The sequence below is a fragment of the Vibrio sp. Y42_MX_L11 genome (assembly GCF_024181785.1).
GTDB classification, from domain to species: Bacteria; Pseudomonadota; Gammaproteobacteria; order Enterobacterales; family Vibrionaceae; genus Vibrio; species Vibrio diabolicus.
Window position 1 is genome coordinate 179,424 of sequence record NZ_JAMZAP010000007.1, and the last position, 26,925, is coordinate 206,348.

General features: G+C 44.3%; 28 protein-coding genes and 1 pseudogene. 18 read left to right on the top strand and 11 right to left on the bottom strand.

The window, feature by feature from the left end; genetic code table 11:
* Positions 1–19 precede the first annotated feature (19 nt).
* Genes NL643_RS09835 through NL643_RS09860 form a run of 6 tightly spaced genes read left to right on the top strand, consistent with a single transcriptional unit; the run spans position 20 to position 4,604 of the window.
* Positions 20–769 carry an energy transducer TonB gene (locus tag NL643_RS09835; RefSeq protein ID WP_253644358.1) on the top strand — a complete coding sequence of 250 codons (750 nt, stop codon included), beginning with the start codon at positions 20–22 and terminating at the stop codon, positions 767–769.
* Positions 769–1,467: a MotA/TolQ/ExbB proton channel family protein gene (locus NL643_RS09840; RefSeq protein ID WP_005392513.1), complete on the top strand. Its 699-nt coding sequence runs from the start codon at positions 769–771 to the stop codon at positions 1,465–1,467. Before NL643_RS09835 ends, NL643_RS09840 begins: the two co-directional genes overlap by 1 nt.
* Positions 1,464–1,877: a biopolymer transporter ExbD gene (locus tag NL643_RS09845; protein ID WP_253644359.1), complete on the top strand. Its 414-nt coding sequence runs from the start codon at positions 1,464–1,466 to the stop codon at positions 1,875–1,877. The genes NL643_RS09840 and NL643_RS09845 overlap by 4 nt, the downstream gene beginning before the upstream one ends.
* A 28-nt stretch (positions 1,878–1,905) precedes the next feature.
* A complete protein-coding gene (locus NL643_RS09850) occupies positions 1,906–2,775 on the top strand; it encodes a hemin ABC transporter substrate-binding protein (protein WP_164665815.1) in 870 nt (289 codons plus the stop codon).
* Between the two features lie 9 nt (positions 2,776–2,784).
* Positions 2,785–3,822 carry an iron ABC transporter permease gene (locus NL643_RS09855; protein WP_167427675.1) on the top strand — a complete coding sequence of 346 codons (1,038 nt, stop codon included), beginning with the start codon at positions 2,785–2,787 and terminating at the stop codon, positions 3,820–3,822.
* Positions 3,822–4,604, top strand: coding sequence for a heme ABC transporter ATP-binding protein (locus NL643_RS09860; RefSeq protein WP_253644360.1), 783 nt, complete (start codon positions 3,822–3,824; stop codon positions 4,602–4,604). Before NL643_RS09855 ends, NL643_RS09860 begins: the two co-directional genes overlap by 1 nt.
* 191 nt (positions 4,605–4,795) lie before the next feature.
* Here the strand turns inward: NL643_RS09860 and NL643_RS09865 are convergent, their stop codons facing one another.
* Positions 4,796–5,257: a TetR/AcrR family transcriptional regulator gene (locus tag NL643_RS09865; RefSeq protein ID WP_005392508.1), complete on the bottom strand. Its 462-nt coding sequence runs from the start codon at positions 5,255–5,257 to the stop codon at positions 4,796–4,798.
* A 607-nt stretch (positions 5,258–5,864) separates the two neighbouring features.
* Between NL643_RS09865 and NL643_RS09870 the strand changes: the two genes are divergently transcribed.
* Entirely contained in the window at positions 5,865–6,164 is a 300-nt protein-coding gene (locus NL643_RS09870; protein ID WP_005375307.1) for a YfcZ/YiiS family protein, read from the top strand.
* Positions 6,165–6,238: 74 nt separating this feature from the next.
* On the opposite strand, the gene NL643_RS09875 is transcribed toward NL643_RS09870, so the two are convergent.
* Positions 6,239–6,511: a YnjH family protein gene (locus NL643_RS09875; protein WP_046873765.1), complete on the bottom strand. Its 273-nt coding sequence runs from the start codon at positions 6,509–6,511 to the stop codon at positions 6,239–6,241.
* A 317-nt stretch (positions 6,512–6,828) separates the two neighbouring features.
* Between NL643_RS09875 and NL643_RS09880 the strand changes: the two genes are divergently transcribed.
* The gene (locus NL643_RS09880) at positions 6,829–7,428 is read left to right on the top strand and encodes a hypothetical protein (protein ID WP_031780261.1); all 600 of its coding nucleotides are present in this window, start codon (positions 6,829–6,831) and stop codon (positions 7,426–7,428) included.
* A 74-nt stretch (positions 7,429–7,502) separates the two neighbouring features.
* Here NL643_RS09880 and NL643_RS09885 read toward each other — a convergent pair whose 3' ends face one another.
* Complete coding sequence (locus tag NL643_RS09885; protein WP_006742201.1) at positions 7,503–8,612, bottom strand: 1-acyl-sn-glycerol-3-phosphate acyltransferase; 1,110 nt, start codon at positions 8,610–8,612, stop codon at positions 7,503–7,505.
* A gap of 191 nt (positions 8,613–8,803) precedes the next feature.
* On the opposite strand from NL643_RS09885, the gene NL643_RS09890 reads away from it, so the two are divergent.
* Positions 8,804–9,412, top strand: a complete 609-nt coding sequence (locus tag NL643_RS09890) for a hypothetical protein (protein ID WP_047008435.1) — start codon at positions 8,804–8,806, stop codon at positions 9,410–9,412.
* Positions 9,413–9,539: 127 nt separating this feature from the next.
* Here NL643_RS09890 and NL643_RS09895 read toward each other — a convergent pair whose 3' ends face one another.
* Complete coding sequence (locus tag NL643_RS09895; protein WP_006742203.1) at positions 9,540–10,022, bottom strand: hypothetical protein; 483 nt, start codon at positions 10,020–10,022, stop codon at positions 9,540–9,542.
* A 14-nt stretch (positions 10,023–10,036) separates the two neighbouring features.
* Positions 10,037–10,570 carry a nicotinate-nicotinamide nucleotide adenylyltransferase gene (locus tag NL643_RS09900; protein ID WP_005392500.1) on the bottom strand — a complete coding sequence of 178 codons (534 nt, stop codon included), beginning with the start codon at positions 10,568–10,570 and terminating at the stop codon, positions 10,037–10,039.
* Between the two features lie 177 nt (positions 10,571–10,747).
* On the opposite strand from NL643_RS09900, the gene nadE reads away from it, so the two are divergent.
* The gene (gene nadE, locus NL643_RS09905; protein ID WP_006742205.1) at positions 10,748–11,578 is read left to right on the top strand and encodes an ammonia-dependent NAD(+) synthetase; all 831 of its coding nucleotides are present in this window, start codon (positions 10,748–10,750) and stop codon (positions 11,576–11,578) included.
* Positions 11,579–11,660: 82 nt separating this feature from the next.
* On the opposite strand, the gene NL643_RS09910 is transcribed toward nadE, so the two are convergent.
* Entirely contained in the window at positions 11,661–13,478 is a 1,818-nt protein-coding gene (locus tag NL643_RS09910) for a hybrid-cluster NAD(P)-dependent oxidoreductase (protein WP_253644361.1), read from the bottom strand.
* 267 nt (positions 13,479–13,745) lie between these two features.
* On the opposite strand from NL643_RS09910, the gene NL643_RS09915 reads away from it, so the two are divergent.
* A complete protein-coding gene (locus NL643_RS09915; RefSeq protein WP_005375297.1) occupies positions 13,746–13,910 on the top strand; it encodes a YqaE/Pmp3 family membrane protein in 165 nt (54 codons plus the stop codon).
* 155 nt (positions 13,911–14,065) lie between these two features.
* The gene (pyrC, locus tag NL643_RS09920) at positions 14,066–15,094 is read left to right on the top strand and encodes a dihydroorotase (protein WP_046873770.1); all 1,029 of its coding nucleotides are present in this window, start codon (positions 14,066–14,068) and stop codon (positions 15,092–15,094) included.
* A 98-nt stretch (positions 15,095–15,192) separates the two neighbouring features.
* Here pyrC and NL643_RS09925 read toward each other — a convergent pair whose 3' ends face one another.
* Positions 15,193–16,098: a DUF808 domain-containing protein gene (locus tag NL643_RS09925; RefSeq protein WP_046873771.1), complete on the bottom strand. Its 906-nt coding sequence runs from the start codon at positions 16,096–16,098 to the stop codon at positions 15,193–15,195.
* A gap of 172 nt (positions 16,099–16,270) precedes the next feature.
* Between NL643_RS09925 and NL643_RS09930 the strand changes: the two genes are divergently transcribed.
* The gene (locus tag NL643_RS09930) at positions 16,271–17,188 is read left to right on the top strand and encodes a M14 family metallocarboxypeptidase (RefSeq protein ID WP_253644362.1); all 918 of its coding nucleotides are present in this window, start codon (positions 16,271–16,273) and stop codon (positions 17,186–17,188) included.
* Here the strand turns inward: NL643_RS09930 and NL643_RS09935 are convergent.
* A complete protein-coding gene (locus NL643_RS09935) occupies positions 17,183–17,971 on the bottom strand; it encodes a helix-turn-helix domain-containing protein (RefSeq protein ID WP_048625321.1) in 789 nt (262 codons plus the stop codon). The two genes, NL643_RS09930 and NL643_RS09935, sit on opposite strands and share 6 nt — an antisense overlap.
* 98 nt (positions 17,972–18,069) lie before the next feature.
* Here NL643_RS09935 and NL643_RS09940 point away from each other — a divergent pair, with 98 nt between their 5' ends.
* The 3 genes from NL643_RS09940 to NL643_RS09950 all read left to right on the top strand — a co-directional run bounded on the left by NL643_RS09940 (position 18,070) and on the right by NL643_RS09950 (position 20,023).
* Positions 18,070–18,975, top strand: coding sequence for a DMT family transporter (locus NL643_RS09940; RefSeq protein ID WP_074189861.1), 906 nt, complete (start codon positions 18,070–18,072; stop codon positions 18,973–18,975).
* 145 nt (positions 18,976–19,120) lie between these two features.
* Entirely contained in the window at positions 19,121–19,606 is a 486-nt protein-coding gene (locus NL643_RS09945; RefSeq protein ID WP_005392490.1) for an acyl-CoA thioesterase, read from the top strand.
* Between the two features lie 171 nt (positions 19,607–19,777).
* Complete coding sequence (locus tag NL643_RS09950; RefSeq protein WP_005375277.1) at positions 19,778–20,023, top strand: hypothetical protein; 246 nt, start codon at positions 19,778–19,780, stop codon at positions 20,021–20,023.
* Between the two features lie 362 nt (positions 20,024–20,385).
* Here NL643_RS09950 and malG read toward each other — a convergent pair whose 3' ends face one another.
* The 3 genes from malG to malE form a co-directional block, all read right to left on the bottom strand.
* On the bottom strand, positions 20,386–21,276 hold the full coding sequence (gene malG, locus NL643_RS09955; RefSeq protein WP_253644363.1) for a maltose ABC transporter permease MalG: 891 nt from the start codon (positions 21,274–21,276) through the stop codon (positions 20,386–20,388).
* Between the two features lie 12 nt (positions 21,277–21,288).
* The gene (malF, locus tag NL643_RS09960; RefSeq protein ID WP_031780258.1) at positions 21,289–22,863 is read right to left on the bottom strand and encodes a maltose ABC transporter permease MalF; all 1,575 of its coding nucleotides are present in this window, start codon (positions 22,861–22,863) and stop codon (positions 21,289–21,291) included.
* Between the two features lie 79 nt (positions 22,864–22,942).
* Positions 22,943–24,121 carry a maltose/maltodextrin ABC transporter substrate-binding protein MalE gene (gene malE, locus NL643_RS09965; protein WP_005375272.1) on the bottom strand — a complete coding sequence of 393 codons (1,179 nt, stop codon included), beginning with the start codon at positions 24,119–24,121 and terminating at the stop codon, positions 22,943–22,945.
* 672 nt (positions 24,122–24,793) lie between these two features.
* Here malE and malK point away from each other — a divergent pair.
* Complete coding sequence (gene malK / locus NL643_RS09970; protein ID WP_005375271.1) at positions 24,794–25,912, top strand: maltose/maltodextrin ABC transporter ATP-binding protein MalK; 1,119 nt, start codon at positions 24,794–24,796, stop codon at positions 25,910–25,912.
* Positions 25,913–26,334: 422 nt separating this feature from the next.
* Positions 26,335–26,805: pseudogene (locus NL643_RS09975) on the top strand (undecaprenyl-phosphate glucose phosphotransferase); the annotation flags it as partial.
* Positions 26,806–26,925: the final 120 nt, after the last annotated feature.

A 26,925-nucleotide genomic window follows, 5' to 3' on the forward strand; every position in this document is an offset into this window, starting at 1 on the left:
TAGTTTCCCGAGATATTCCGTGAACGTACAAAGATATGTCATTGCAGGAGGTGCTTCCCTTGCCATCCATGCCGCACTTCTTTTTGTTTCTCAAGAAACGAAAGTGTTCGCGATGCCTGCTGGAAATCCAGCAAGTTCGGTAAGTTTAAACCTTGTATCGGCACCACCACCTACCGTCGAAAAATCCAGGTCAGAAAATGTGGCGCCACCAAAAGAGCCGCAGCCTCAGGAGCAGCCTGAGCCAGAAAAGAAGATCGTAAAGAAACAGGTCGTTAAGAAAGACGCTGTTAAGAAAAAGGTAGTGAAGAAAAAAACAGAGCCGGTTAAACAATCTAAGCCTAAGACGGTGGAACCAGCCAAAGCCGTAACAAAACAAGAGAATCAGCCCGAAGCCAAACCGAAGAAAAAAACGGAACCGGCGAAGAAAGAGATGGTCGCTCAGCAAGCCGCGCCAGCGAGCCAATCCAAAGGGGCAACGTCTCAACCTATTTGGGTCGACAAACCAACGTTTGTGAATCAACCAACTCAGCCTCGCTACCCAAGATCTGCACAAAGACGCGGTATCGAAGGCGTAGCCTTATATGAAATATGGCTCGATGAAAATGGCAATCAAATTAAACAGGTTTTGATTGAGTCTTCCGGCACAGAATCGCTGGACGCCTCAGCGCTTCGTGCCATCAAACAGTGGCAATTTACACCACATATTTCGGGCGGGCTAAAAGTGGCTCACCGAGTACAAGTACCTGTTCGTTTTAAGTTGGATGGATAATGGAACAACTACAAGAATTACAAACTCAACTTGGCCTAATGACATGGCCTTTGATCATTTGCTCAGCCCTCACCGTCATGATCATTACCGAGCGGTTATTCCACGTTTTGATTAGCCTTGGCGTCGGGAAACGAGCCATTCGCCAAAAACTCATTGGGTTAGACCCAACGAATGGAAACGATCTTGAGACGCTTGCAGAAGAATTGTCGCATAAGCGACCGCTCCTTTATCGTGGCGTTGCCATGTTGCTTGCCCATCACTCTTTCTCAAAGTCTCTAAGAGAAGATGCCGCAGGCATTTGGCTACAAGAAAAACGTCATCAGCTGCATTCTGGCCTTCGCTTACTGACGTTGATTGGCGTCATTAGCCCTTTGATTGGTTTGCTTGGTACGGTACTTGGCTTAATTGAGATGTTCAAAGGCATCGCTGTCTCAACGGGGAATATCACCCCGAATGATTTGGCAGACGGTCTAGGTTTGGCCATGCGCACTACTGCAGCAGGTCTTATTATCGCCCTTCCTGCGATTTCAGGAGCACAAATCATTGGTTTGTGGGCGGATCGTGTGATCGCCAAACTCGAACACACATTAAACTATGTCAACTTATGGCTTGAAGGTATCTCTCTGCAACACGTGTCGCCAGACAATTCAACATTAGCAGTGCGCTCTTCTGCAAAGGTCGAGGCAGAAGCACAATGATTAAAACGCCACAAGACAACACTCGTAACGACTTAACTCCTGATTTAACACCGCTGTTGGACATCATTTTTATCGTAATGGTTTTCCTGATGTTAACTGCAGCGGTCAAGCTCGATTCATTAGATGTCAATTTACCGAGTACAGAATCTCAGGCCGTTGCAAATGTCGATAAGCAATCCATCACGGTAAATATTCTCAAAGACGAGCCTTACTGGGCCATTAACGGCAAGACATACATTGATTGGGACAACTTTACCCTCGCGCTGCTAGAAGAGAGTAAATCAAGCGATAAACCGATTGTGATTGGAGCAGAAAAAACCGCGAACATTCAGTCGCTAGTTCAACTTCTCGGCTTTTTACAAGAAAACGGAATTCAGGCAGCTCAGTTACTCACTGAAGAGCCATCATAAAAATAAGTAAGATAGAGATCCTTTCAAAATGAAGAACACACGTGCCACCATTCATGCTGTTGTTACGGCAGCCATTTCCCTACTTGCGAGTAGCCAACTTTTTGCCAATGAAACACCATCATCAGAGCGTGTTGTTAGTGCAGGCAGTGCCGTCACTGAACTGTTGCTTGAACTCGACGCCAAAGATAGCTTGGTTGCTATCGACGTAACCAGTCAGTTACCAAAAGGCATGGAACTGCCTAAAGTAGGCTACCATCGCCGCCTTTCAGCAGAAGGGTTGCTCGCCTTACGTCCGACAAAAGTCATTGGCTCTGATGAGATGGGACCGAAAACAGCATTGAACCAATTAAAAGCGGCGGGGGTAGATGTAGAAATCGTCAATACCGATGCCAACGTTGAGGGCCTTTACCAACGTATCGATCAAATTGCGAACCTTATGAATCGCCAGGCTAAAGCGGAAGATTTAAAGCAAGATGTGAAAGCGCAAGTTCAAGCACTCAATGCAAATCAACCTGCTCAAGCTCAGAAAAAGAAAGTACTGTTTCTACTCATCCATGAAGGTCGACCTGCGAACGTTGCAGGATCAGAAACCACACCCGATGCAATTATCCAGCTAGCAGGCGGACTAAACCCAGCTGCTGACCAGCTGTCTTCTTACAAGCCTTTATCCACAGAAGCCATGGTAGAGATGCAGCCTGACGTTATTCTCGTTAGCGGTCGCAGCTATGAAACGCTGGGCGGTGCCGATGCGATTTTAAAAGCAATGCCACTTCTCGCCGCAACACCTGCGGGAATGAATAAAAATATCATCACGATTGACGGTCACGCCCTTGTTGGTGGTTTGGGTCTTAAAAGCCTTGCAGAAGCCGAGCGTTTGAATGCGCTGCTTTACCCATAGAGACATGACATGTTGTTAAGACGTATCTCCCTTTCAACGACGTTATCCGTACTTAGTGGCTTTTTAGCATTTGTTGCTATCGCCTCTATTACAGTAGGTCCAATGAGCATTAGCTTCACTGACAGTTTGCGTAGCCTAACAGGAAGCAGTTCTGATCTCGCTCCTCACATTCAGTTGGTGATTAACGAGATCCGGTTACCTCGCACCATTTTGTGTATGTTCATCGGCGCCATTTTGGCAATTTGTGGTGTGGTTATGCAGGGCTTGTTCCGTAACCCATTAGCCGAGCCTGGTATCATTGGTGTATCTGCTGGGGCAGCACTTGGTGGCGCGTTCGCTATTGTTGTATTTGCTGAGTTTAGCCAAAACTATCCGCAACTGATGAACTTAGCTGCGCTGCCTCTTTTTGCTTTCCTAGGTGGTGCGTTGACGACCATTCTCGTTTATAAACTCGGCACAAGTAAATTTGGTACCTCAGTTACGATTATGTTGTTAGCTGGCGTTGCCATCAGCGCGCTTTCGGGAGCAGCGATTGGATATATGAACTTTATCGCAGATGATCAGATGCTGCGAGATCTAACACTTTGGTCCATGGGCTCATTAGCTGGCGCAAATTGGTCGGGGATAGGCCTATCCGCTGTTACGCTGGTCATCCTGTTATTCTGGTTCCAGAAAAAATCGATGGCGCTAAATGCTCTGTTGCTAGGGGAATCAGAAGCAAGACACTTGGGAGTTCCGGTCCAAAAACTCAAACGACAGCTTATTTTGCTCTCTGCATTGGGGGTTGGTATTACGGTGAGTATTAGTGGTGCAATTGGTTTTATTGGGCTCGTGATTCCTCACTTAGGACGCATGCTAGCAGGCCCCGACCATCGAACGCTACTGCCAATCTCTGCACTAATGGGAGCGCTGCTTCTTACCGCTGCTGATATGTTTGCTCGTATTGCCGTGGCACCAGCAGAATTACCCGTCGGTATCGTGACCGCCTTGATCGGCGCGCCCTTCTTCATCTACTTATTGTTCCAGCAGAAAGGGAAGATTTTGTAATGAACCAGATCGTTTTATCGGGTAAAAACATTTCGATGAAATATGGCAAGCGCATTGTTCTCGATGACATCAATATTGATATCCGAGCTGGTGAAGTGACCGCTCTACTCGGCCCCAACGGTGCGGGCAAAAGTACTTTGCTCAAGCTTCTGTGTGGTGAAATCTCTTCAAATCATGACATCGCCTACTTCGGTAAACAAAAGCATGATTGGGAGCCAGAAAAAAGCGCAAAACACATTGCGATGCTCCCTCAGCACAGTACGTTGACCTTCCCATTTTTAGCCAGAGAAGTGGTCGAATTAGGTGCGATTCCGCTATCGCTGTCCAATAAAGAAACCACTAAGTTAGCTTTACATTACATGAAACAAACCGATGTACTGCATTTGGCAGAAAGCCTCTATCCATCTTTATCTGGTGGCGAAAAGCAACGATTACATCTAGCACGCGTGATGACACAGCTACACCAATCTGGCGAGGAACGAATCTTGATGCTTGATGAGCCAACCTCTGCGTTAGATCTCGCCCACCAACACAACACGTTAAAGATTGCTCGTGAGGCCGCGAAAATACAGAACGCCGCAGTCGTTGTCGTGTTGCATGACTTGAATTTAGCCTCCCAGTACGCAGACCGACTTGTACTTTTGCATAAGGGAAAACTGGTTTGTGATGACACACCATGGAATGCACTGACGCCAGAGCGCATTGAGCACGTTTATGGCTACCGCTCCATCGTGACAAAACATCCAACTTTAGACTTTCCTCAAGTTCACGCCGCCGCTTAGCGTGTATCTCTTCTAAGCCGTCTCTTCTGCTTTCCAAACGACAAAGGCCCGCAATAATCATATTGCGGGCCTTTGCTTTGATATTTAATCGAATCTTGGGCTCAAAAGAGCGGCGAGAAAATTACTGTGTTCTGCCTTGGCTTTACAACCAAAGCAGCAAACAAGTGTTCATCTATCGCTCTCAATTGCGATTACTTACTCATTTGGATCAATGAACGACCAATCAACCACTCGAGCTCTTTGTCACCACCTGCGCCAAACTGGCTTTCAACCATTTTGTATAAACGGTCAATACCGTTAGCAGCAAATTCTTGCGCATTTTCGGCCGTGACAATGTGATGGAATAGCAGTCGTAAAATCGCGAGGAACTCAGCATCTTCCAGTGCTTTAATCCAACTTTGTGAAAATGCACTTAGCCCTTTATCAAACTCTAGGTGTTCAATAAACATTTTAAAGATACGACCATCCAGTGCGGCGGTGAAGTCCGTTTTCTTAGGGAAGTGATGGCTAATACCGGTACGAGATATACCTGTCTGCTGACTTAGAGTCGTGTACGACATTTTGTCGTAACCTAGTCTTAGTAGCTGATCAACAACGGCATCCATGATCTTTTGGATAGTGATTTCGGTATCTTCTTTACTACGCTTTGGCATATTTTAAGCTCTTCTCTTTGTAAATCCATCTAACTCACTATTAAATGAGGCCAGAATGAAATCATTCTTAGCATTATACCCAAGTTGCCCAAGGCACTTCGTTAAGCGAAACCTAAAAATTGAACCGCTAACACCTGCGCATTAAGGCCATTTGGATATATGTACTGCGACTACTTAATATAAAGTTAAGTTCCAAATCATAACGTCTTTACACTGCGTAATGTGCAATTTGCAGTTATGTTTTTGTCAATACATGCTACTCAAAATAAGGCGAAAAGTTAGTCTCATCAAAACCTTGCGCCAATTATTCATCGAAACTATTCAAAGACCAAGAATGATAATTATTAAAAATAATCAATCAAGAAATAGTCTTATAAATTGTCCATTAGTTCAACTGGGCTGAGCGAAATCTCGTCACTATGTTCGTTAATTGATTTTAAATGTTGATATATATCACATTAACGTTCTTAATGATTTAGTAATCCAATCTTTAACCCTTACTTAACAAGCGCCTATTCTGTTCTTTTTTTATTCAAAACTCGTCATTTTTGTAGATACAGATCAAATACCTGATAGAATACCCTTAGTATTTACAAGAGGATTCGTTATGAGTGTCGAATTAGAAAAAAACCAAGTATGTGAAGCTTGCGGCTGCGCAGGCGAGATTGGCTTCATCATCAAAGAAGGTGACGAAGTTGCCGACGTAACGGTTTTCGCACAGACAAAAACAGAGCTAGAGTCTGAACTACAAAAATACATTGAGCTCGCTAAATCAGTATGTGCTGATGTTGAATACAATGTTTCTGAAATAACAGAAGAGTCAAACCAAGCGACGGCTCGATTCAAATTTGAAGTAAGTGCTGAAAAGCTTATCTTTGAATTAAAAACTCGCTCACTCGCGCGTTAATGGAAAAAGCGAGCTCTGTGCTCGCTTTTTTATTTTTCCGTTATCCTAATATTAAACAGACCGGTTTTTGGCGTTTATTTATCTTTTTTGAATACCACCCACTTTAACGAACCATTCGTTTCAAAATCGTTCTCAGCTGTACACATCAGTAATACACCCTCAACATTAATCACGGCTCCGGTGGTGTAGGCTTTATCATCGTAGTAACAGATACGCTGACCTACCTTGCCGTCAGCGACCACCAGCGCTTTGCTTTCTGGCGTACTGTATGATTTAGCAAAAGCGGCCCCAGATAGTAGTACTGCTACAACACCAGCGACAAAAATAGACACTCTTTTTAACTTCATGAAAATCTCCCTCAGACGCTCATGATACTAACAAGGACGCTTGTTCAGTTCTTGGCAGAACCTCATATTCTTCATATCTCTACTGATATTTTTCTCACATTTACTTTTAAATAAACTATATAATCAATCACTTAATCATTCCCTAACTTGCATACTGGAGCAACTCGGCATCGTGAGCGCGTGTATGCTTTCAGATAAAGCCCTAATTTGAAGTTCTTGGGCTAAAAATCAAAAACTGTTAACAAAGTATGCATAATGAGTCTATTTAAGTATAAGATGAGCACTTAAGATCTCTATGTTTAACTAAGTCTCTGGCTATGCGTTTTGTTTCCCTTTTCCTTACCTTGATGCTGCTCTGCTTCCCATCTTTCGCATATGAGCTAGATTACTACTCTAAGTTTGGTCACACCGATAATTACGGTAATCTTGATCTACGAAACAAACCTTACACTCAATTACCTTCTGGGTTAGTGGTCAAAGGCAACTTAAATATCTCGCAAACCCCGATCAAAAAGCTGCCTAAGGGGCTTGATGTTGGAGGCAGTTTGGAAGCAACCAACAGCGCACTCAAAACCATTCGCTCAGGTACAAAGATAAAAGGTTATGCGAATCTACTGGGTAGTAAGATCGAAAGCTGGCCTAGGGGCATCAAACTCGGCGGTTATCTGAACTTGACGGATACACCATTAAAAACGCTCCCAGCTAAACTTCGAGTCAAAGGCGATTTAAGTGTTATTCGCACTCCTATCTCTGCTCTTCCTGAAGGATTGGTGGTTGATGGTAACCTTTATATAGGAGGATCCGCGCTACAAGTATTTCCAGACACGATGACGGTGAAAGGGAATATCTTTTTAGGTGGCAACAAGATTACCAAGTGGCCTAGCAATTTAACCCTTGGCGGGGCCGTTGCTCCTTAAAAAGTAGACAAAAAAAAGCCCCGGAAAACCGAGGCTTTAAGGCGTTCATAATCCATCAAGTTCAGTGATGAATATTACTCTTGATTGTTCACTGGGTTGGCATAGCTCGCCACCAAATAAGGTCTTGCACCTTCAGGTAACTGCTCCAATTTATCCGCGAGGTGACGCTTCACCGCCTCTGTGATGATGCTTGAATCTTCGCGTCCAGCAGCTAACAAGTTGATTGGGTACAACTTGTAGTTATTGTGAATTTGGCGGTCGATTTCACCGGCAAGAGATTCTGGCGTTTCAAACTCTTGATCAATCACATCACCAAACGCGACATGCACACGACCTTTATAACCAATGATGCCCTGAATGATGCTTTCGATATCTTCAAATTCACCTTTTTCATAACGGCCATTTTCTGCTTTTTCGTACAGCTCTTTTGCTTTGGCAATGTCACATGGATCATTTTCATAGGCAATCGAGACAGGAACGATTTTCAAAGAACGCGTGTATTCACCAAAGCTGATCTTCTGCTTGCGGCCTTCAACATGGAACATTTTTAAAATCGCAGGATCAGTAAAGTCGTTTCCATCTTTGGCACGACCTTCCTTTTGGGCAATCCAAATTGAATTACCGGTATCAAGCGAGTGTTTAATGTAGCTCGACAGTTGTCCTAATGCTTTCATCATTTCTCTAGGCGCCTTAGCAGAGCGCTTAACGATGAAGCTTTTATTGAGTCGCATCAATTCTGTCGCACATGGCTTCTTCAGCAGGTTGTCACCAATCGCAATACGAACCGTACGGTGCCCACTTTGGTACAAGCCATAGTTTACTAGCGCAGGGTCCATCGCAATATCACGGTGGTTAGAAACGAATAAGTACGACGTGTTTTTATCCAGCTTATCCAAACCAGAAAAAGTGACGCCATCCGTTGTCTTATTCAATGTATCTTTCAGATACTTCTTCACTTCAATCTGAATCGCTTCTACTGAATCAAGCTTGCTCCATTTAGCTTTCAGATAGATGCGCAGGATCGGGCTCATTAGCGTTTTAAACCACGCTGCTTTATTAGCAAAGCGATGATCGAGAATAGCAGTGATAAATTCATCATCTTGGATTAGACGATCCAGCGCTGCTGGAATTTCTTCGTCATTGTAAGGACGAATTTCAATATAAGGATCGGTATTGGCAGTCATTGTTCATTACATATCAAAAAAAGCTGGCACATTTTACGCATAGTTTTGCTGACAAGCAGCATTTCAACCCATACTTTTAACATGGTCATACCAGTTAGGCTACAATTTCTCATGCTAAAAAATTCTCTCAGCTGGTTGGAATCGTATAGGTTTAACGTTACCCTTAGCGCCAAAAAACACTGGTACTCATAATGAACTACGCAATTGAATTTCACGACGCTAAATACCCCTTTCTTGAAGTAGCTGCGCGCAAAAAAGCACTGAAGCACAGTCTGCTGTCTGTCGTCGAAGGGTTAGCCGTCATTAAATTGGGTAAGCAGGAGTATGCCATTGAACCAGGCCAATATTTTTGGATTCCTCAAGGATGTTTGAGCTCCCTCACCTTTTTACCTAATTCTCGTGTATATCGTTGTGATTTTTCTGTGCGTTTAAATGATGACTTCTCACAACAAGCAGGTTTTGTGAAACCTTCACCGCTGCTAAAAGCCCTCGTCGAGAAACTAGCAACAACAGCCGAGCGCTCGGATCTGCAAACCGATCTGCTGACGGTAGTAAGACATGAAGTATTGACTCTCTCTCCTAAACTAGCGCACTCAACGTTAACAAAAACCATCAATCAGTGGACGCCTGGTTGTGACATGGACATTTCTAAAGAGCTGTGCTTGGTACTCACACTCCGTGAAGCAAGAAAAATGAAGCTGTCGGGAAAGAAAGAAGAGCAGATTGTCGATACGCTTTTTGCAGGTAACACAGAAGAATATGAGCAACTTTGCTTTTTGGTCTTTGGAGAAGCGCTATAACTCGCATTCTAAAGAGCCATCTTTTCAGTATTACGCAGAGTGACGCGCACAGAAAATCGAGACTCAGATAAAAATAAAAAGGGCGTACATGGATAATGTACGCCCTTTTTATGTTCGCTCAAGGTGACTAGAAGGGAACTTCAATCTGCATCATCCAGTCAGCGTCGTAATATTCGTGCCAACGATAATCAAATCGCATTCTTGGCTGTCCGTCGGATTTATCACCAAAACCCACGCTGAACATCAGGCCATGACTACGGAGCCACTCTTCTGTGTCCATTTTGCTCTCTTCGTCTCGGAGCTCTTCCGGCATCCAAAAACCAAGCCCAAAATAATTCTTTTCTAGATTTTGGGTTAGGAGTGGTGTGTCTTCCGGCTTAATCGCCCACTCTTCCCAATAGTTTTCTGTTGGCCCTTCGAATTTCGCTTCCGCAGCATACCAAATCAACGCATCCGTACTTAATACGCCAATGGAATCTAAAATTTCTTCACAGATAGGAAGGGTGTTATCTTCAAACACAACAGAACGATCAGAAAAATAGTTACACGCAGAATGAGCTTGTGTGACCACAAGCAGCGCACATGCACTAAATACGGCTAATCTGACCATGAAAATCTGACCTCTCAGTTCCCAGATAATGTTTCTTTGTATAAGCCTTCGTTAAGCAACAATTCACAGACGGACGGGGTTGTGTAGGCGCTTATGTCTTCACCCGTAACCAATGCGTTACGTATATCCGTGCTTCTGACTTTTACTTTTTCAGGGCACGCCATAACAGTCCAACGTTCCATAATCTCTTCTGCTCTACTAAATTTAGCAAATTTGAAGAAATTATCAGGACCTATGACAAAAGTTATATCGGCTGTTGGGTAGATTTCTTGAATTTTTTCTAACAACGCATAGGTTGTCACACTTTGTCCGGGTTGGTACAAAGCTTGCTCTGCATCAGAACGCCGAACATTAGAAAGTCCCATATCTTTGATGAATGCATCAACCATTTTGCACCGAGTTGGGTAATCGAGCATATTCTTGCCCCAAGCGTGTGCAATGCTAGGTTCAAGTAGCACAAGGTCAAAGTGGCTCAATGACTCAATAACACTTTTATGCCCTAAACTAGGTGGGTTAAATGCACTACCAAAAATGGCGATTTTTTTCATATCCGGTGATTACCTGGTTGAAGAGAGTTTTCTAATCTGATGATTTCGGTATGATACTACTAATCTTTACAGCTTTTGACCCTAAAGTCGTGTTTATCAGTCTCAATTGCATGGTTTATCACCATTTGAGCAAGCGGGCTTTGGTGTCTGAAATATTTGCAGGAAAAGGAACCCTAAATGGAACAATCCATCCGTGATGAAATGCGTGTACTCCCTTCAATTGATCCGCATTTTGAAATTGAACGCCGTATTGCTTTTATTAAGCGTAAGCTACAAGAAGCAGGTTGTAAGTCACTCGTGCTTGGCATTAGTGGCGGTGTTGACTCAACCACGTTAGGTCGCCTTGCCCAGCTTGCAGTAGAACAATTGAATGCGGAATCTGGTACTGACAAATATCAGTTTATCGCAGTACGTCTGCCTTACGGTGAGCAAAAAGATGAAGATGAAGCGCAACTGGCACTCTCTTTCATCAAGCCAACACACTCTGTGTCTGTGAACATTAAAGATGGTGTTGACGGTTTGCATGCGGCGACTGATACCGCATTGCAAGGGACGGGCCTGCTTCCGACTGAAGCCGACAAAATTGATTTCGTAAAAGGTAACGTAAAAGCGCGAGCTCGTATGATTGCACAATATGAAATCGCTGGTTACGTTGGCGGCTTAGTATTGGGAACAGACCACTCAGCAGAGAACATCACCGGTTTTTACACTAAGTTTGGTGACGGCGCGTGCGACCTTGCCCCTCTATTTGGTTTAAGCAAACGTCAAGTCCGCGAGTTGGCTGCAACATTAGGCGCACCAGAACTACTTGTTAAGAAAGTACCAACGGCAGATCTAGAAGAACTAGAGCCGCAAAAAGCAGATGAAGATGCTCTGAACTTAACTTATGAACAGATCGATGACTTCTTAGAAGGCAAACCCGTTCCGCAGCAAGTGAGTGATCGTCTGGTAGCGATTTACAAAGCAACGCAGCACAAACGTCAGCCAATCCCGACGATTTACGACTAAGCGATATTTTCCGTTCACTTTTAAACTCAAAACGCTGCTAAAGTTAGCAGCGTTTTTATTGAGAACCGGGGAGCCTTCTCGCTTAGTTTGTTACCGTCACGTCCGTCTCTGGAACAGCACAACACGCCAATACGGTTCCCATCGCACGTTCCTCATCTGTCAACGCAGGCACGTCCGGATGATGTACTTTACCCGACGTAAGCTGAACCTTGCACGCGCCGCATAAGCCAGCACGACAGCTATTGCTAACAACCTTCCCTGCGTCTTCAAGCTGATCTAACAACGTTTTCTGATTATTCCCTACAACTTTCGTCCCATTGAAATCGATCGCTATGCTCTTCTCTGGTCTTGAAGTAACTGAAGATACGCCAAACGCTTCTTGATGGTAGTTTTCTTCTGGCAGCCCTTTTCTTAGTAGGAGATTTTTCGCTTTCTCCATAAAACCATCAGGACCACACACAAACACTTGGCGCTGTTCAACATCTTTGATTTGCTTAATGTGTGACAAACTTAAACGCCCTTTCAAACCAAACCAATCAACGGCAGGCTGCGTTAAGCAGATTTTCACTTCTAACCCCGGGTGCTCACGCTTTAACTGCTCCAACTCTGAGCGACAAGGAATATCATTTTCGGTACGACATTGATGGTAGAAAACCACGTTATCCAACTGATTGTGATCCGCTAAGTAACGCACCATCGATAGCATTGGTGTTACTCCACTGCCTGCAGAGAGTAACAATAGAGGCTGCGCTTCATGAGTTTTTAGGTGGAACTGGCCATCAGGTTGTTCTGCCTCTAAAACATCACCGACTTGTAAATTGTCTAAGAGCGAATTAGAGACTCTTCCACCTGCAATACGCTTAACAGAAATAGCATAGCGACCCGGACGAGACGGACTGGATGATAGCGTATAGCGTCGACCCACTTTCTTCCCATCAATATTCACCTCTATTGGCAGGTGTTGTCCTGGCAAGTAATTAGGCAAAGAACCTTTGTTTGGTTCTAACCATAAGGTCACAAAGTCTTGGGCGATTTCCTCACGCTCAACACATGTTAACGTCATGCGCACTGGCGAGTTATCCGCGTAAAACTCCGGTTCTTTGTATTCCAGCACCTCAACTTTATCGCCTTGACGAATAATGCCTTCATTCCGCGCGACAAGATTTTGCCCGAAGAACACACCACCGACATCATTTGCACGGAACTGTTGTAAGGTTTTAAGTGGCTCCTTGCTCTCTCGGAACGTGCCTCTTTGGGTATTAACCGTAGTCAGGATACAGCGCTCGCAAGGTTTGAGAGACTCAAACTCTACCTCACCGATTCGTATGCGCTTCCATGAATCTTCTTCAAACGGCTTAGTATCAGAGACAACTAAGTTAGTACGAAACTGATCCATTGAATGTAGCTCTGAACTTCTTCGGTTCAGCTCATCAAGTGAAGCTTGGCTGATCACTAAAACCGGATAACCATCAGCAAAACTGACGTTTTGACCTAGCTTTTCACGGACACGATTCGATTGCTCACCACTAAACAACAACTCAACACGTTGACCCAATACACGACTAAACCAATCATCTGCATCATCTGTGGTGGTATATGCAGTAAAGGTGTCTTTCCAAACTGTTGCTGGCGTTTCCTGCATTTTAAAGTCTTGATAACGGATTTTAAGCGGCTCCATCCCCAAACTGCTAAACACAACCCCATCGGGTAATAAGGCGGACTTAATGGTTACCATTTGCGGATACTTTCTCGCGGTAATCATAGCGCCATCAGCTTTCGCAATCATAAAACGACGATCGAAGCTCAATCCTTGCTTCTCAACCCATACGGATGACAGCGATAATCCGCCAACTGACTTAACCGGAAAAACATTAATTTGGGATAAAACGGGTTGCGACATGGCCTTCTTCCTACGGGTGTTTTTTATTTGTTGCAGTATTGTATACCCAAATCACATTAAGTTGCAGAGTCTACTGCCTCTTCATCCATCGCAACTTTCTCGAAACCATATTCTTATAAATTTGGTTTTAGTGACAAGTATTTACTACACTCAATATTCGCGTTTTTTAACACCGTTCTGACCAAATACCGTTTGATAAAGTGTGATACGACACACATAATTCACCCAAGTTATCACTACTCCCATTTATCGATTTGGAGCTTAATTATGGATACAAGAAAACTGGTTCTGATTTTGTTATGTATCTTTCTTCCGCCTGTCGCGGTGTTTATGGAGAAAGGTCTAAATAAAGACTTTTTGATTAACCTAATATTGACGTGTTTCTTCTTTCTACCAGGTACGATCCACGCGCTTTGGTTAACAATGAAGTAACCACTTACACTCTCACTCTGTAGAAAAGTGAAAAATGGGATGAAATGTGAGGGCAATTCCTCTATCATCCTGTCGCCTAAGCGCAAGCGTTTGCTCAAAAGCAAATACGGCGCTTGGGCTCCAATCAGACAACTTTTCAATGGTGGGAGCAATTAATGACAACACTGACAATCACTCGTCCTGACGACTGGCACGTTCACTTACGCGATGGGGAAGTTCTTAAAGACACCGTTCGCGACATCAGCCGCTACAATGGCCGTGCGCTGATCATGCCAAATACCGTCCCACCAGTTACTACAACTGAGCTCGCCCTAGCCTACCGTGACCGAATTCTAAAAGAGCAACATGGCGAACAGTTTGAACCTTTGATGGCACTTTACCTCACAGACAACACCACACCAGATGAAATACGTAAGGCTAAAGCCACCGGAAACATTGTTGCTGCCAAGCTTTATCCTGCAGGCGCTACCACAAACTCAGATTCCGGTGTGACCAATGCGAAGAACATTTACCACGTTCTCGAAGCGATGGAAGAAGTCGGAATGTTACTTCTGGTTCATGGCGAAGTAACACATCACGATGTTGATATCTTCGACCGAGAGAAAGAATTCCTTGATACTGTCCTCGCTCCTATCGTCAATGACTTCCCTAATCTTAAAATCGTTCTAGAACACATCACCACTGCCGACGCAGCAAACTTCGTTAATAACGCCTCAGATAACGTAGCGGCTACCATCACTGCTCACCATCTTCTTTTCAACCGTAACCATATGCTTGTGGGGGGTATTAAGCCTCATTTCTACTGTTTGCCAATTCTTAAGCGCAGCACCCACCAGCAAGCGCTGATCGAAGCTGCAACCAGTGGTAGCAAGAAGTTCTTCCTAGGTACCGACTCTGCGCCACATGCGAAAGGGGCAAAAGAGTCAGCTTGCGGTTGTGCTGGTTCTTACACCGCACACGCAGCACTAGAGCTTTATGCAGAAGTATTCGAGAATGAAGGTAAGCTGGAAAACTTGGAAGCGTTTGCAAGCTTCAATGGTCCTGATTTTTACGGCATTGCGCGCAACACAGATACGGTAACGTTAGAAAAATCCGCTTGGGATGTGCCGGAAACGATGCCATTTGGCAATGATATCGTTGTGCCTATTCGAGCAAATGAACAAATTGAGTGGAAAGTGAAGTAAGTACTTTACTGACGTTCCACCCATAAAAGAGGGTCATGCCTTTCTGTGAAAAGAAGTCATGACCCTTGTTGTTCTTTTCTTGTTTTGAGCTGTGATTATTAGTGGCCGCGAATTTTTTCTACAGCTGTCCACACAGCAACCACAATCAAACCCGCCACAAAACCGATAATACCGTTAAGCAAAATAGGCAGAATCGCTGTAGCAACCGAATGACCACTAAAGTTCATAATAATCGGCTCTACAAAGTGATGAATGGCAGGCACGTTGTGCACTACAATCCCCCCACCGACTAAAAACATCGCGGCAGTACCCACAATCGTTAACAACTTCATCAGCTTTGGTGCAAAAGCAACTAAAGCACTGCCGACTTTCGCCATCCAGCCCTTACCTTTTGAGCGAATTTCAAGGTAGAAGCCCAAGTCATCCAATTTCACGATGCCTGCTACTAAGCCATAAACACCAATGGTCATGATGACTGCAATTAAGCTCACCACTAAGATTTGCGTCACAAGGCTCGCCCCAGTCACGGTACCTAACGCAATCACAATGATTTCCGCTGAAAGAATAAAGTCCGTTCGAATCGCACCAGCAACTTTGCGTTTTTCATACTCTTCTATCGACTCGCCAGTATTAACTAACTCTTCTTTTTCTTCGTGCGGATGGGAGTGAGGGAAGACTTTCTCAAGCACCTTTTCTGCCCCTTCAAAGCAGAGAAACAAGCCGCCAATTAGCAATAGTGGCATGATAAGCCATGGAATAATCGCGCTAATTAGCAATGCTGAAGGAACTAAAATCAATTTGTTTTTGAACGAGCCTTTCGCAACCGCCCAAACCACTGGAATTTCTCGCTCAGATGCAACACCAGACACTTGTTGAGCGTTTAACGCTAGGTCATCACCCAACACACCTGCGGTTTTCTTTGCCGCCATTTTCGACATTAAGGCGACATCGTCGAGTACCGTGGCAATATCATCCAACAGTGTGAGTAAACTTGCTCCAGCCATTTTTTGTCTCTTATATGAAATTGAGTAAGTAACAAAATGTAACACCAATAAATCACTCATCAAAGTGATGATTTTGCAAAGAATACTATCCCAAATGGTGTTTTATATTGCCGTTAAGATAAGACAGGTCTAGTCTTGTGATACCTTTCAGCAGTCAAAAGAAAAAGTATAGATGAAAAGTGGATACATTTACCCAATCGGTACCCCTGGCCAACCTTGGAGCGAAGAAGAACGTAAAGCTTGGTTAGCAACGCAAGAAGTAAAACGTAGCTACCAAGATGAAGTCGTCAGTAAAATCGATGCCCTACGCGAGCGTTTTGATGTTGAACAATACGGTGCGCTCTCATACAACGAGGCACGTTTCCCTCTGTTTTGTATCAAAACTCGCAACTGGGATTCAACGAAGCCTGTTGTTTTGGTCACAGGCGGCGTACACGGTTATGAAACCAGCGGTGTACATGGCGCTTTAAAGTTTGTAGAAACAGAAGCAGAGCGCTACGCAGAGCATTTCAATATTGTCGTTGCACCTTGCGTGAGCCCTTGGGGTTACGAGGTGATCAACCGCTGGAATCCAAACGCGATTGATCCAAACCGCTCTTTCTATAAGGATAGCCCCGCCGAAGAATCCGCCAACCTCATGAAGCTCGTTGCGACATTAGGCGATGTATTAATGCACATTGATTTGCACGAGACGACAGACTCCGATGAAACAGAGTTCCGTCCTGCGCTTGCCGCTCGTGATGGCATTGAGTACATCGAGGGCATGATCCCAGACGGTTTTTACACAGTTGGAGATAGTGAAAACCCTCAACCCGAGTTTCAAAAAGCGGTGATTGAATCGGTTGCGAAAGTGACTCACATTGCACCTGCAGATGAAAATGGCGAAATCATTGGTTCACCAGTCGTACAGTTTGGCGTTATCAACTACCCAATGGTGAAGCTGGGTCTGTGTGGCGGCGTAACAAATTGCGTTTACGGCACGACAACGGAAGTGTACCCAGACAGCCCAACGGTGACCGACGAAGAGTGCAACGATGCGCAAGTTACAGCCGTGGTCGGTGGTCTGAATTACGTTCTGGCTCAGTTATAATAAGCGGTTCTTATATTGCTCCGGTGTCATGCCGGAGTATTTCTTGAACATCGCGATAAAAGGGCTAGCTTGGTTATAACCTAACGTCAACGCGACTTCCTTTACGGTCTGCCCTTTACGCAGCAACTCCATAGAATGCAAATAGCGTACACGTAAGCGCCACTCAGTAAAGCTCATGCCCAACTCACTCTGACAGTGTCTCGCCAACGTGCGTTCTGTGGTATGCACTTTTTCCGCCCACTCCGCCAAACTGATCTCATCCGTCGGCGATTCTTCTACTGCTTTTAAAATCGGTTCAAGATACTTGTTATCGGTCGTTGGTAAAAAGTGGTGTTCCACTTCTTGCTTTGCGAGCTGGTCCAATAACACCTGTACCAAGCGCTTGTCTTCATCACTTTGCGCCACGTTAATATCTCGTTGACGAAAGTCCTCAATAATGGACGACACGATTGGAGTCACTTTGATCAGACTCGTTTTGGTAGGAAAGTGCGCCGTCAATTCAGGGGCAATGTTCAAAGAACAATATTCGATAGGTTTACGGTTGTAACTAGTATGACGGATACCAGCGGGAACCCAAATTGCAAGATGCGGAGGCGCTAGAAATCTTGTATCTTCTGCATCCATCTCTAGGATCCCACCGCTGATCAGCTGCACTTGCCCCCAAGGATGGCTATGAATTCGTGTTTCTGTATTAGAGAGAAAGGCTTCAAAATTCATAAATACATCCGATGGTGCGCGGTCGATTGATAATGAGGGATGAAGATTTCTGGCGCTCTTTTTCAAAATTGTCTTCCTATCGCTTACGATGTCTTTTAAGAGATACTTTTTATTATAAAGACCTGCCAGACTAGCGCCATCAATAATTGTGCTATAGGGTTCTCATGATTTATTTACTTCCGTTTTTCACCGTTATGATTTGGGGTGGTAACTCAATTGTGAATAAGATGGCAGCAAGCGCCATTGAACCAAGTGCGATGAGTTTCTACCGTTGGTTTGTCGCAATGGTACTTCTAACTCCATTTTGTCTGCCTGCGATCATAAAACAACGACACATTATTCGACCTTACTTAACTAAGCTGGCATTTCTTGCGTTACTTGGCATGGTGCTCAACCAATCACTTGGCTACTACGCTGGTTTAACGACAACGGCTTCCAACATGGCACTGATTACCTCTTTGGTTCCTTTGATCAGTGTATTTTTAAGTGTTCCTCTGTTAGGCAAGTCTGTATCAATGTTAAGTATCGTCGGTGGTGTGATTTCGCTCGGCGGCTTGGCGTTTATGCTTGGTCATGGTGATATCACCTACTTTTTACATCAAGACATGACCCAAGGTGATAGCCTTATGCTGATTGCAGCCATGGTATACGCGGCTTATTGCGTGCTGCTAAAACGCTGGAAGATGCCTTTCAGTAGTTTGACTCTGGTTTACATGCAAGGCTTCTTCTCGGTTGTGATGCTTACACCACTTTGGCTATCTAGTGAGCAACTGTTACCAAGCCAAGACGCGCTACCATTAATCGCCTATGCTGGCATTGCGGCTTCCATTTTTGCGCCGTTAATGTGGGTGAAAGCGATTGATTCAATTGGCGCTGATTCAAGTGCCATGTTCATGAACTTAATGCCCGTGGTTTCTGTCGTACTTGCTTCAACGTTGATTGGTGAGAAAATTTACGCTTACCACATTATTGGTGGGCTGTTAGTCATCTCTGGCGTTATCCTGTCGCAAATAAAAATACGACACAGAAAGCCATTGCCCAATTCTGAGATTGCCTCCACCGCCAATTAATCCCAGTTCCCCAAGCCACAGAACTACGCTGTGGCTTTTTGTTTTCATCGTTCGAATAAAAGTTAATATTTTGTTTCATTCGCTATTCCCGAAAATTCATCTTGCTGCTAAATTGGGAAAACAATAACTCACCAAGGAAAGACAGATGAGCAGTGGTCAAAGAGACATTACCCTTCGCTTTTTAGCAGAACCCAGTGACGTCAATTTCGGCGGAAAAGTGCACGGCGGCGCCGTAATGAAATGGATCGACTTAGCAGCCTACGCCTGCTCTGCAGCGTGGAGTGGCAAATATTGCATTACTGCATACGCAGGTGGTATTCGTTTTGTTGCGCCGATTCATGTCGGCAACTTAGTCGAAGTTAGCGCGAAAGTCATTTATACCGGACGAAGCTCAATGCACATCGCGATTGACGTGCAAGCCAGTGACCCAAAACAAATGAAAAACAGACTCACCACCCACTGTATCGTTATTATGGTTGCTGTAGATGAGAACGGAAAACCAACCGACGTGCCGAAATGGGTTCCAGAGTCTGATGAAGATAAAGCCTTGGAACAATCCGCTATCCGCCTTATGAACATGCGCAAAGAAATCGGGGAAGAGATGGAAGCGCACGTAAAGTATCTCAAGTAACCTACATCCGTTAAGAACGCTATTGACTACCTCAACGTTACTTATAACCAGAGTGTGGAGCAACATCATGGTTTTGCCATTTGCTTCACACTCGGCCTCCTCTGTCATAAATCCTTCACCTAGCTTTGCTTAAATCCTTCCACTATTTTGGAGTTGGATAGAGTTTGGATCTTGAGACTAAAAGAAACGACCTTAAGTGAAGAGACGTTGACCAATTTAAAAGCGGTCGAGTACCAGTGGGTAAGAACCATGTACGTCGAGGGGTATAACGAAACAGAAATTAACCATTACATTCAAACCTGCTTTGGCGGTGATGTCACCTTTGCAAATTTATTTCGTCGCGTCGCACTACAGCAAGAAAGCTTATACACGCTGCTTCAATACGTTGGATGTGCCCCCTCCAGTCGAGAGTTTTAATCCTTACCTACCTCAATTTTACTGATACCTGAACTCAGGTTATTTATGTGAAGTGCTACGCAGGGCATTCTCCTAGCCCTGTGTAATCCATTGCAAAGCCGCTAATCTTTACCTGCTTATTGAACAACTGTATTTAACAGGTATAAAAAAACCTGAGTCAAAACTCAGGTTATGGTTACAAAAACTGTTAGTGATTGAATCGTAAGGAACTAAGCTAACAGCCAGCTATGCGTAACGCCAATAAAAGCCAAGATATTACTGATCGGCGGCCAAACCAAAATTGTAATATCCGTGCTACGTATAAGGGCGACCATGTGGTCGCCCTTTTCTAGTTATTCTTATCAATCTCAGACCACAAGAGATTATCCTTTCACACCACCAGCGGTTAGACCACCAACCAACCAGCGTTGAGCAAGTAAGAATACGGCAGTGATTGGCACTGCTGAAAGTACAGCAGCTGCAGCAAAGTCACCCCACAAGTAGTTTTGTGGATATAGGTATTGCTGCATACCCACTGCAAGTGTGTACGAGTCTACATCAGAAAGTAGTAGTGATGCTACAGGAACTTCACCAATTACCATGATGAACGACAAGATGAATACTACCGCTAGGATTGGCACAGACAATGGAAGCAATACCAAACGGAATGCTTGCCATGGTGTCGCACCATCCAGTGCCGCCGCTTCTTCTAACGAAGAGTCAATACTTTCGAAGTAGCCTTTAATCGTCCAAACGTGCAGGGCGATACCCCCTAAGTAAGCGAATATCAGACCGCCGTGCGTGTTCAGGCCAAGGAATGGAATGTACTGACCCAATTTGTCGAACAACGCGTATAGAGCAACTAATGCCAATACCGCAGGGAACATTTGGAAGATCATCATCGCTTTTAGGATGGTGTTCTTACCTTTGAACTTCATACGAGCAAACGCATAAGCTGATGTGGTTGATAGCGCCACGATTAGGATTGCAGAAATACCACCCACTTTTACTGAGTTCCACAGCCATGTCATGACTGGGAATGGTGGCGGTGTAACTGTACCGTCTGGGTTATTCACCGAGAAACCTAATGCCAATTTCCAGTGATCAAGCGTTGGGTTGTCTGGGATCAGACTACCCGTTGCAAAGTTACCTTCACGGAATGAAATCGCGATGATCATCAGTAAAGGGAAAATAATCAGTGCCAAGAATGCCCACATCGCAATATGAGTAGCCCAAACACGATACTTTAATGACTTACCTTGTACCATTGCCATTGTAATCTCTCCTTAGTCCTGAGCTACTTTAGTTACGCGTAGGTTGATAAGTGCCAATGCGCCAACCAATAGGAAGATAAGTGTTGCTACTGCACTTGCTAGACCGAAGTCTTGACCGCCCGCACCTTCGAATGCGATTCGGTAGGTGTAACTTACCAATAGGTCTGTGTAACCCGCAGGTTCTGACGTACCAATCATGTTTGGACCACCGCCTGTCAACAACTGGATAAGCACGAAGTTGTTGAAGTTGAAGGCAAAGCTCGCAATCAACAGCGGTGTTAATGGCTTCAACATCATTGGTAGCGTGATACGAGTAAAGTTAGTAATAAAGTTCGCACCATCAATTGCTGACGCTTCATATAAATCATCAGGAATCGCTTTTAGTAGACCCATACATAGAATCATCATGTAAGGGAAACCAAGCCACGTGTTCACAATCAGGATCATGGTTTTCGCCATGAACGGGTCTGAGAACCAAGCAGGGCTAATACCGAACAAACCTTCCAGAAGCATGTTGATCTCACCAAAGCTTTGGTTAAACAAACCTTTAAAGATCAAGATAGAAATAAACGCCGGTACCGCATAAGGCAGAATCAGTAAGAGTCGGTAAACCGAACGGCCTTTTAATGCTTCCCACTGAACAACACTTGCTAGAACAAGACCAATTACAAGCGTAAATAGTACGGTGAGTGCTGAGAACACAATCGTCCAGATAAAGATACTGATAAACGGCTCTTTGATACCATCATCTTTCCACACACGCTCAAAGTTGTGTGTGCCAATGTTCACCACAAAGCCAGGAGACACTGTGCTACCAACAAACTGACCGTTTTCATCGACAGGTTGGTAGTAACCTACTTCCATATTTGGACGTAACGTCTCTTCAGTACGATTGTTGTAAAGCGTTTCGCCGTCTTCTTGCAGCGTGTACAAAGGCACAACTGCCGCAAACTTACGTAACCCGCTCATGCGGATGTCTTCACCGCTCGGCAGATGCAAATCAACACTGCTCAACGTATTACGGCTCTTAACAATCGTCTTGATTGATTCTTTCTCGCCCGTAGCTTCTTCAATTGGCGACAGGTCAAGATCCGATGCTGAAAGGCTATCTAGTTGAAAAGTGGGCGTAGCAAGTAGCTCCCCATCTTTTTCAACCACAAGCTGATGTCCTTGATCCGTTTTATATAAAGTGAACGGGTAGCTATCACCACTTTGATAAGTTCTGTCCAAAAGTACGCTCTGCGCACGATCAAAAGAGAGTTGGTTTTTCGCGCTGTAGTTGGTAAACGCCAAACCTATGGTGTACGCCAGAGGGAAAAGAATGAAAAGGATCATCCCTGCGATACCAGGGTAGATGTAACGGTGTGCGTACGTCTTTTTACTACCAAAGATGAACAACGCTAAAGCGGTAAGAATGATCGTAAGTAGTGCAAACGCAATCTCACCGCGTGAATACATAAGGATTGTTGCGTAGCCATTGATAATGCCGACTGTGCCTAAAAGTGACCATTTCATGAACACTTTTTTGCTGCTCGGAAGGCTGGCTTCTGGTGCTGTCATAGCATTTGTACCTTGAACTGACTGCATAGGGAACCTGCTAGCGAATATAGAATAAATATAGAAAAGTAAGGAGGAGTTGCCCCCTCCTTAAAAAGGTCTTACTTAATTATTTAGTCATTTGTTTTTCTGCGTCTGCCAATGCTGCATCGACAGTTTGACGACCATCAACTACGTTGATGATTGCGTTCTTAGCCGCGCCCCAGAATGCGTTCATTTGAGGAATGTTTGGCATAATTTCGCCGTTCATCGCGTTATCCATAGTCGCAGCGATACGAGTATCTGAATCTAGTTCACGTTGGAACGAGTTAAGCGCTACCGCACCTAGAGGCTTATCGTTGTTAACCATACGTAGGCCGTCGTTTGTTAGTAGGTAGTTCTCAATGAACTCAACCGCTAGGTCTTTGTTTGGAGACGCAGTGCTGATACCAGCCGTTAGAACACCAACGAATGGCTTAGAAGATTGACCTTGGAACTTAGGTAGCGTAGTCACGCCGTAGTTAACGCCAGACTTCTCGATGTTGCCCCAAGACCATGGACCGTTGATCGTCATCGCTGTCTTGCCTTGGTTGAATGCAGACTCAGATACTGAGTAGTCCATATCTGCAGAAATTACGCCTTTGTCTACCAAGCCTTTTACGAAGCTCATTGCGTCTTTAACGCCTTCTTTCGCGATACCAGCGTCTTTAACATCGTAACCTTCAGAAGTGTATTTGAACGCGTAGCCGCCATCAGCAGCCATTAGTGGCCAAGTGAAGTACGGTTCTTTTAGGTTCCACATGATTGCAGACTTGCCGTCTTTTTTAAGTTTTGCATCTAGCGCTGCAACTTCTTCCCAAGACTTCGGTGGGTTTGGAACTAGGTCTTTGTTGTAGATTAGAGATAGAGACTCAACCGCAACTGGGTAGCCGATCAATTTGCCGTCGTAACGTACAGCATCCCAAGCGAAATCAACAATACCTTCTTGAATGTTCTTAGAAGGTTTAATTTCTGCTAGCAGGCCAGCTTCTGCGTAACCACCGAAACGGTCGTGAGCCCAGAATACGATGTCAGGACCGTCACCAGTCGCTGCAGTTTGAGGAAATTTGTCTTGAAGGCCATCTGGGTGAGCCACTGTCACTTTAATGCCAGTGTCTTCTTCGAATTTTTTACCAACTTCAGCAAGGCCATTGTAACCTTTGTCGCCGTTGATCCAGATAGTAAGTTGTCCTTCTTCGATGGCAGCATTAGCACCAAAAGAACCCAAAGCAACAAGAGTACCTAGTGCTACAGCGCTTAACTTTTTCATGTTCGTATCCTTTTTATATTTTTGATGTAGGGCTAGTCCATTGAGGTTCAGCCGTATTTCGACATATATCATCTGAAATAATCCAATATGTCTCATCCTCCTAATCCCTACGCCCTTACAATTATGACGTATTTTCGTGATCTAAATCGCCAAGGGTAAGAGACTCAAATCACAAAACGGACACTTCCTGTGATCGGTTTCAACTTTAGGTGGTGCAATAATGTGATTTCCGACCAACTGCTTTATTCCTCCTCCTTTTTTACTCCTCCCTACCTACTCCCCCTACAATTATTTCTATTAGGAGGATGTCGCACCTCGCACAATCTTACAAACTTCAGTCATCCAAGAGTGGATGGTAAGAACCCTTTCCCAGCAGTGCCTACGTATTAGGAAAAAGATTTGCTGGTTTTGCATTGCCAGACGAGTGGAATGTCATTATTGGTGTTGTTTGTGGTAATTATTTCACGGGGGAGACAACACGAATAATGTGGGGGAGAGAAACTCGTACTTGGCTATGATGGGTAGCACTTCTATTCAGGACATTTTATTGAAGTGCTACCCTACTTTTCTTACCAACCGCAATAACTTACCGATTCCTACTGTTACTGCTCGCTAGATAATTCATATAATGATGAGCGGTGAATAATAAAAAATTGATCGAGGACGAGCTACATGGCGAGTGTCACGTTAAAAAATGTTTGTAAAGCGTATGGCGACGTACTGATTTCTAAGAACGTAGACCTAACAATCAACGAAGGTGAATTTGTTGTTTTTGTAGGTCCATCAGGTTGTGGTAAATCTACCCTTTTACGTTGTATTGCCGGTCTTGAAGACATTACTTCAGGTGATTTGTATATTGGTGACCAGCGCATGAATGACGTCGAACCATCCAAACGTGGTGTTGGTATGGTATTCCAGTCTTACGCTCTTTACCCGCACCTTAACTTATATGACAACATGTCATTTGGCTTGAAACTAGCAAAAGCAGACAAAGCAGAAATCGACAAGCGTGTTGAACAAGCAGCAGAAATCCTACAACTAGGCCACTTGCTTGAGCGCCAACCAAAAGCACTTTCTGGTGGACAGCGTCAACGTGTGGCGATTGGCCGAACATTGGTATCGCAGCCAAATGTATTCCTTCTGGATGAACCACTATCAAACTTGGATGCGGCACTGCGTGTAAACATGCGTGCACAAATCACGAAACTTCAGCGCCAACTTGGTTGTACCATGATCTACGTAACGCACGATCAGGTAGAAGCAATGACAATGGCAGATAAAATCGTTGTACTAGACGGCGGTTATGTATCGCAAGTTGGTAAGCCGCTTGAGCTTTACCATTACCCACAAAACCGCTTTGTAGCAGGCTTTATCGGTTCTCCGAAAATGAACTTCATGAGCGTATTCATTGATGAAGTAGAAGCAGAGCGCGTCAAAGTTCAACTATCTAATGGCGTATCTTTCTGGATTCCAGTGGATGGCACGACGGTTAACCGTGGCGACCGCATGTCTTTAGGCATTCGCCCTGAGCACCTATTATCCGCTTCTGAAGCTGATGCAAGCATTCACGGTGAAGTGATGATTGTTGAGAAGCTAGGTAACGAAACTCAAGTATACCTAAACCTAGAGGGCGCGGATGCAGACGTTATTTTCCGTCAGCCTGACACGCTCGCAGTCGATACCGGCGATAAAATCGAGATTGGTATTCCAGCACACCGTTGTCACCTGTTCCACAGTGATGGTCGTGCATGCCGCCGCCTATACAAAGAAAACGGCGTAGAAGTCGAATAATTCATTCGTCCTGATTCACAATAAATCCCTCTCACTTGAGAGGGATTTTTTATCCTAATAAATATAAGTAATTCGATACTAAATCATTAATCGTTAACGAATAAGATCACCCGTTTCTTCTACCTTTACATAAACCATTGTCTTTGTACTGATACTTCATTTTTAATACTTTTCCTCATCCCTCATGAGTAAGTACCAGCTTTTTCCTAACCCGCCAAACTTAGCCAAAGGTCTAAATTTCATTCTTATTTCCACTTACCTCAACAACGCAAATTTTTACACTTATCAACGAAATTACACGTGACAAAAAACTTAGAAGCATTCAACAGAATGCTCTGTTCACCAACTACTAATAACGCTCACGACACGGCAATTGGGGGAGACACCCAAGGGCGGTAGCGTGTAAGAAGGGAAACTGAGTCATGAAACAAAAAGGACTTATCCGCTCTCACGAGATGGAGTTCGCTTTTTTATATCGCATCTCAGATCTTGCTGTCATCGTCTCTTTTATGCTGCTTTTAGTGTTCAAAGACATGAATACTGCGATGGGGAAAGATTACGTCATACTGGCTTTTGTTGGAGGCATCTCCTTTCTATTTATGGCAGAAAGCGGCAACCTGTACCGCTCCTGGCGAACCAGTTCGTTTAAAGAGCAGATGATTATTGTCTGTGTGGCCTGGGCAGTAACTTCCGCGCTTATCTTTATTGTTCTGTATTTTTCGGAAGTCTATGACTTATTTGATAACACTATTCTGGCATTGTGGTTTGCGATTACGCCCGCTCTACTTTTGGCATGGCGAGTGACATTCCGTACCGGATTAGCCTATTTAAGAAAAAAAGGATTCAACACTCGTACTGCAATAATCATCGGCCAAACTCCTCACGGCATTACCAGGGCAAGATCATGAAAATCCTTTATGGCATAAGGGGTGACGTGAAGTGATGTTTCCACTAATTTGTACATTTAAATCACAATAATTTCAATACATTCAAGATCGATTTGATGATCAGAT

Bases quoted from the DNA above. Each gene is read 5' to 3' on its own strand.
- malF (WP_031780258.1), bottom strand. From the start codon at position 22,863: ATGCAGTCAGTTCAAGGTACAAATGCTATGACAGCACCAGAAGCCAGC.
- pyrC (WP_046873770.1), top strand. From the start codon at position 14,066: ATGACAACACTGACAATCACTCGTCCTGACGACTGGCACGTTCACTTA.
- NL643_RS09855 (WP_167427675.1), top strand. From the start codon at position 2,785: ATGTTGTTAAGACGTATCTCCCTTTCAACGACGTTATCCGTACTTAGT.
- NL643_RS09945 (WP_005392490.1), top strand. From the start codon at position 19,121: ATGAGCAGTGGTCAAAGAGACATTACCCTTCGCTTTTTAGCAGAACCC.
- NL643_RS09925 (WP_046873771.1), bottom strand. From the start codon at position 16,098: ATGGCTGGAGCAAGTTTACTCACACTGTTGGATGATATTGCCACGGTA.
- NL643_RS09940 (WP_074189861.1), top strand. From the start codon at position 18,070: ATGATTTATTTACTTCCGTTTTTCACCGTTATGATTTGGGGTGGTAAC.
- NL643_RS09890 (WP_047008435.1), top strand. From the start codon at position 8,804: ATGAACTACGCAATTGAATTTCACGACGCTAAATACCCCTTTCTTGAA.
- NL643_RS09840 (WP_005392513.1), top strand. From the start codon at position 769: ATGGAACAACTACAAGAATTACAAACTCAACTTGGCCTAATGACATGG.
- NL643_RS09845 (WP_253644359.1), top strand. From the start codon at position 1,464: ATGATTAAAACGCCACAAGACAACACTCGTAACGACTTAACTCCTGAT.
- NL643_RS09915 (WP_005375297.1), top strand. From the start codon at position 13,746: ATGGATACAAGAAAACTGGTTCTGATTTTGTTATGTATCTTTCTTCCG.
- malE (WP_005375272.1), bottom strand. From the start codon at position 24,121: ATGAAAAAGTTAAGCGCTGTAGCACTAGGTACTCTTGTTGCTTTGGGT.
- NL643_RS09880 (WP_031780261.1), top strand. From the start codon at position 6,829: ATGCGTTTTGTTTCCCTTTTCCTTACCTTGATGCTGCTCTGCTTCCCA.
- NL643_RS09850 (WP_164665815.1), top strand. From the start codon at position 1,906: ATGAAGAACACACGTGCCACCATTCATGCTGTTGTTACGGCAGCCATT.
- NL643_RS09875 (WP_046873765.1), bottom strand. From the start codon at position 6,511: ATGAAGTTAAAAAGAGTGTCTATTTTTGTCGCTGGTGTTGTAGCAGTA.
- malG (WP_253644363.1), bottom strand. From the start codon at position 21,276: ATGGCAATGGTACAAGGTAAGTCATTAAAGTATCGTGTTTGGGCTACT.
- NL643_RS09860 (WP_253644360.1), top strand. From the start codon at position 3,822: ATGAACCAGATCGTTTTATCGGGTAAAAACATTTCGATGAAATATGGC.
- NL643_RS09870 (WP_005375307.1), top strand. From the start codon at position 5,865: ATGAGTGTCGAATTAGAAAAAAACCAAGTATGTGAAGCTTGCGGCTGC.
- NL643_RS09910 (WP_253644361.1), bottom strand. From the start codon at position 13,478: ATGTCGCAACCCGTTTTATCCCAAATTAATGTTTTTCCGGTTAAGTCA.
- NL643_RS09865 (WP_005392508.1), bottom strand. From the start codon at position 5,257: ATGCCAAAGCGTAGTAAAGAAGATACCGAAATCACTATCCAAAAGATC.
- NL643_RS09895 (WP_006742203.1), bottom strand. From the start codon at position 10,022: ATGGTCAGATTAGCCGTATTTAGTGCATGTGCGCTGCTTGTGGTCACA.
- NL643_RS09900 (WP_005392500.1), bottom strand. From the start codon at position 10,570: ATGAAAAAAATCGCCATTTTTGGTAGTGCATTTAACCCACCTAGTTTA.
- malK (WP_005375271.1), top strand. From the start codon at position 24,794: ATGGCGAGTGTCACGTTAAAAAATGTTTGTAAAGCGTATGGCGACGTA.
- nadE (WP_006742205.1), top strand. From the start codon at position 10,748: ATGGAACAATCCATCCGTGATGAAATGCGTGTACTCCCTTCAATTGAT.
- NL643_RS09930 (WP_253644362.1), top strand. From the start codon at position 16,271: ATGAAAAGTGGATACATTTACCCAATCGGTACCCCTGGCCAACCTTGG.
- NL643_RS09885 (WP_006742201.1), bottom strand. From the start codon at position 8,612: ATGACTGCCAATACCGATCCTTATATTGAAATTCGTCCTTACAATGAC.